Consider the following 4,635-nt stretch of genomic DNA (forward strand, 5'->3'; position numbering starts at 1 on the left):
CTGCTGGTTCGTCCCGCCCTCCGCGCAGCGCAGCACGATCTTGGCCCGTAACGCGAGGAACTGGGCGGTCCTGGCCTGCCGCGCCCACTGCTGCAGCTGTCTGCGCTCAGCATCGTCGAGGACCAGGTCGGCCTTCGACCGGCCGATCCAGCCGGCGTCCTCGAGCCCGGCCATCCGCTCTGCGGCGAAAGCCCGGCGCCACTTGCCGACCGTCTTGGCCTGGACACCGACGAGCCGCGTGACACCCGCGTTCGACATGCCGTCAGCACACGCCAGGATGATGCGGGCCTTCTCGGCCGAGCGCCGGTGCGGCATTTCCGTCCGACGCACCAACTCAGCACGCTCGGCCTCGGACAACGTGATCGCCACAGCAGAAGGCCCCGAATGCGACATGCCAACAGCGTACTTACTAACCCTCAGGATTTCTGGCGCATCACACTAGCCAACTGCTCGTAGGGCTGGGGGTTGCAGCCAGGGCTACGTCGTATCCACACCACGTCGGGGCAACGGACAAGGCGCCTGACTCCCGCCGGCCGGAAGACTCCGCGATGCCTGCTGAGACAGACGTGCCGTGGTCACCGTGTGACGTCCAGCTCCGTGTACATGCCGGCCAGGTAGTGGCCGGGCAAGTTGCAGACCAGCTCGTAGCGGCCGGACTGCAGCGTCAGCGTGGTCCAGGCCGTCGCGCCGGGCGTGATGCCGTTCCCGGTCCCCGGACCGCAGCTGCGCGACGCCTCACCCAGGCTGCCCGTCTCAGTGACCTTCCCGTCAGAACCGGTGAGGCGTTCGCCCGCGGCCTGACCCGCTGGCAGGGGCAGCACGACCACTTCGTGGGGGAGGACGCCCACGTTGGTGACCCGCAGCGACACCACGCCGGCCGGGACCGTGCCCGGTGTGGCGCTCAGACGCATCATGCCCATGCCCTGCCAGCCGGGGCCCGGGGTACGCCAGTTGGGGCGGCCCATCATGCCCGGCCCCATGTCCCCCACGGTCACATCCACCACGTGGCCTCTCAGAGCAGGCACATTGCACTGCGTGCCTGGCCCTCGCCAGGCCGCCGGCGCACTGTGGCGGAAGGCACCGGTGGCGGCGAACAACAGTGTAGTCGCAATACCCAGCACCAGTGCGGCAGCTGCCCCTGCAACCAGCCACATCCCGCGCGGGCGCCTCGCGCTCACCGGTGCTCCCGCAGCAGCGCAAGGCGCCGTTTGTACTCGTCCTCGTCGATCTCCCCGCGGGCGAACCGTTCAGCGAGCAGGTCCTCCGCTCGCCTGCTTCCCCACCCAGGCTCACCGGAGGGGGGAGACGGGCCGCCCGGATGGCCGTGATGACCGCCCGCGAGGTAGCGGACGAGCGCGACAATCCCGGCGATCACCAGCGCCCAGAAGAGCACCATGAAAATGGCCACGAAGAACCAGCCGCCCCAGCCCCAGCCGCCGTCGTACCACATCATGCCGATCACCTTCCTCGGCCGGTGGGCAAGCCCCACCTCCAGAATGCGCCAGCAGAGGCAGCCATGCCCTGCCTGCCCACCACCGCAGATCGGCTGACGGTTTGGTGAGGGGCCGGCGCGCAGCGCTGTCCTGCGGCGCCGGTATCACGTAGGGGGGGTGGAGGAACCGACAAGGTAGGTGAGCAACCCATGGGCGCTCGAAATCGTCGTAGTCCTGGCTTCGGCCGTGCTGATCGGCACGCTGGGCTGGCGGGCACGGCGCGGTCCGAAGAAGTCCAGAGCCGCTCGTCCGCCAGTTCATAGCGGGTGTGGCGCCCCACCGGCACGGCGACGACCAGGCTTCGGTCGCGCAGGCATGCCAGGTGACTGGACAGGCGGGTACGGGAGACGCCCAGCGTCTCGGCCAGATCCGCGGGGTGAGCCGGAGCCTCGCGCAGGGCGAGCAAGCCGATCTATCTGCCACCCGTAACCGTCCCCTTGTCGCTGCGCGCGAATCGCCCACGTGACGGTTGTCTCGGGCTCTTGAAAATACCCCCCTAGGTATTTCTGTTACGGTGGATGCAGATACCCCGGGGGGTAAAAGTGTGATGAGGGAGAGTGCCGTGTTCTTTGCCGACATCCTGGAGACCGAAGATCTGGGCAACCGCAGCTACCTGGCCGGGGGCGCCCATGCGGCGGTCGTGGTGGACCCGCCGCGGGACATCGACCGGGTGGTCGCTGCGGCGGCGCAGCGCGGGGTGCGGATCGCGGTGGTCGCTGAGACGCACGTGCACAACGACTACGTGACCGGGGGCCTGGAGCTGGCCCGTCTGACCGGGGCTCGCTACCTGGTGCCCGCCGGGGCCTCGGTTGCGTATGAGCGGGTTCCCGTGGCCGACGGGGACGCGGAGGAGGTCGACGAGGGCCTGGTGCTGCGGGCCGTCGCCACTCCGGGACACACTCCGCATCACACCTCCTACGTGCTGGAGGCGGACGGCCGGGCGGTGGCCGCGTTCACGGGCGGGTCGCTGCTGATCGGCAGCGTGGGCCGCCCTGACCTGGTGGAGCCGCGGCTGACCGAGCAGCTGGCCCGGGCCCAGCATGCCTCCGCGCACCGGCTCGCGGCGGAGCTGGACGACGAGGTGCCGGTGATGCCTACGCATGGGTTCGGCAGCTTCTGCTCCTCCACCCAGGCTGGCGGCGAGCACAGCACCATCGGCGCGGAGAGGGCGTCCAACCCTGCGCTGGTTCAGGACGTGGACACGTTCGTCAAGGAGCTGCTGGCCGGGCTGGACGATGTGCCGGCCTACTACGCGCACATGGGCCCGGCCAACGCCGCTGGCCCCGCGCCGGTGGACCTGACCGCCCCGCAGCGCGCCGACGCCGGCGAGATCGCACGGCGCCTGGCGGCGGGCGAGTGGGTCGTCGACCTGCGCAACCGGGTGGCCTTCGCCGAGGGGCACGTGGCCGGTTCGTTCAACTTCGAGGTCGAGGGGCAGCTGGCGACCTATCTGGCGTGGATGATCCCGTGGGGCAGGCCGGTGACGCTGCTCGCGGGGAGCGCCGAGGAGATCGCCCGCGCTCAGCGGGAGCTGGCCCGGGTGGGCATCGACCGCCCGGCCGCGGCCGCCGTCGGCTCTCCGGCCGACTGGGTCACCGGGCAGGACAAGCTGGCGTCGTTCCCCCGGGCGACGTTCGCCGACCTGGCCGCCGCGCCTGAGCAGGGCGAGGACGTGGTGGTCCTGGATGTGCGCCGCGCCAGCGAGCGCGCGGGTGGCTGGATCGAGGGCAGCGTGCACATCCCCATCCACCAGGTCCACCAGCGCCTGGACGAGGTGCCTCCGGGCACGGTGTGGGTGCACTGCGCAGGCGGGATGCGCGCAGCGATCGCCGCCTCTGTGCTGGATGCCTCCGGCCGTGACGTGGTGGCCGTCGACGACGGCTACGCAGCCGCCGCCGACGCCGGCCTCGCGCTTGTCACGCCTGCCCAGCACTGACCACACGACCTGCTCTGCCGGGCCGCCGACGGTTCCGGCACGCCAGGAGCCCTGAGGAAACACAGCCATGCTCTCGCTCCAAGGCGGCCCCGGCCGCATCTCCCCTGCACAGGCCCACCGCATGCTCCAGGAATGTACGGCCGTGCTGCTCGACGTCCGTGAGACGGACGAATACCAGGCCGGTCACGCGCCCGGCGCGCTCCATGCGCCGCTGTCGCGCCTGGCAGCCGGCGCGGATGTGCCCGGCAGCCAGGACGGGCGCAGCCTGGTGCTGATCTGCCGCTCGGGCAACCGCTCCCAGCACGCCGCGCGGCTGCTGGACGACCGGGGCGTGGAGTCGGTCGACGTCACCGGCGGCATGCGCGACTGGGCCGGGCAGGGCCTGCCCGTCCAGGACGCGCACGGGCAGGCGGGCAGCGTCATATGACCGCGTTCGTCCTCGCCCTGCTCGCCGGGGCACTGGTTGGCCTGGCCCTGGGCTCGCTGGGGGCGGGCGGCAGCATCCTGACCGTCCCCGCCCTGATCTATCTGCTCGGCTTCAGCCCGGCCGAAGCGACCACCGCCAGCCTGATCATCGTGATCGTCACCTCGGCCACCGCCCTGGTGGCCCATGCCCACGCGGGGAAGGTGCGCTGGCGGGCCGGGCTGCTGTTCGCAGCGGCCGGACTGCTGCCCGCCGCCGCGGCCGGTGTTCTGTCCGCACGCATCCCCGCCACCGTGCTGACGCTGGCGTTCGCGATGCTGGCCGTGCTGGCGGGCTCGCGCATGCTGCGCCGCCGCACGCCGCCGGAGAGCGGGACGGTGTCGGGGCCCCGCGCGGCGGGAGCCGGTGCGGGCCTTGGCGCGGTGACCGGGTTCCTCGGGGTGGGCGGCGGATTCCTGGCCGTCCCGGCCCTGGTGGCCGTGCTCGCCGTACCCATGAGCGCGGCCGTGGGCACCAGCCTGCTGGTCATCATCGCCAACGCACTGGTGGCCCTCGTCGCCCGTGCGGCCACCGCCACCACCCTGGACTGGGAGCTGATCATGCCGTTCATCGCCACTGCGGTCCTGGGCGCCTGGGACGGCAAACGGCTGAGCGCGAAGGTCTCACCGGCCACGCTGCAACGCGTCTTCGGCAGCCTGCTGCTGACCGTCGCCGTCGCCATGGGGATCGGCACCCTGCTGTGAAAATGCCCGTGGGGCCTGCTGCAGGCGCCGGTGTCCCGG

At 71.5% G+C, this 4,635-nt stretch carries 6 protein-coding genes and 1 pseudogene; 3 read left to right on the plus strand and 4 right to left on the minus strand.

The features are described from left to right. From ABT085_RS44030 to ABT085_RS44045, 4 genes and pseudogenes are all read right to left on the minus strand, one after another. Positions 1–393 (minus strand): helix-turn-helix domain-containing protein (locus ABT085_RS44030; RefSeq protein WP_502982977.1); only part of this gene is annotated, 393 nt, incomplete at its 3' end. A 182-nt stretch (positions 394–575) separates the two neighbouring features. Continuing rightward, a complete protein-coding gene (locus tag ABT085_RS44035) occupies positions 576–1,025 on the minus strand; it encodes a sulfocyanin-like copper-binding protein (RefSeq protein WP_351622154.1) in 450 nt (149 codons plus the stop codon). 149 nt (positions 1,026–1,174) lie between these two features. Beyond that, positions 1,175–1,453, minus strand: coding sequence for an SHOCT domain-containing protein (locus tag ABT085_RS44040; RefSeq protein WP_351622156.1), 279 nt, complete (start codon positions 1,451–1,453; stop codon positions 1,175–1,177). Between the two features lie 218 nt (positions 1,454–1,671). Further along, a pseudogene (locus ABT085_RS44045) lies at positions 1,672–1,899 on the minus strand (helix-turn-helix domain-containing protein); the annotation flags it as partial. A 156-nt stretch (positions 1,900–2,055) separates the two neighbouring features. On the opposite strand from ABT085_RS44045, the gene ABT085_RS44050 reads away from it, so the two are divergent. From ABT085_RS44050 to ABT085_RS44060, 3 genes are all read left to right on the plus strand, one after another. Continuing rightward, complete coding sequence (locus ABT085_RS44050; RefSeq protein ID WP_351622159.1) at positions 2,056–3,429, plus strand: rhodanese-like domain-containing protein; 1,374 nt, start codon at positions 2,056–2,058, stop codon at positions 3,427–3,429. Between the two features lie 67 nt (positions 3,430–3,496). Next, entirely contained in the window at positions 3,497–3,856 is a 360-nt protein-coding gene (locus ABT085_RS44055; protein WP_351622162.1) for a rhodanese-like domain-containing protein, read from the plus strand. Continuing rightward, positions 3,853–4,596: a sulfite exporter TauE/SafE family protein gene (locus ABT085_RS44060; RefSeq protein WP_351622165.1), complete on the plus strand. Its 744-nt coding sequence runs from the start codon at positions 3,853–3,855 to the stop codon at positions 4,594–4,596. The genes ABT085_RS44055 and ABT085_RS44060 overlap by 4 nt, the downstream gene beginning before the upstream one ends. Positions 4,597–4,635 lie beyond the last annotated feature (39 nt).

Source organism: Streptomyces sp. NPDC002265 (assembly GCF_040296125.1).
Classification (GTDB): Bacteria; Actinomycetota; Actinomycetes; order Streptomycetales; family Streptomycetaceae; genus Streptomyces.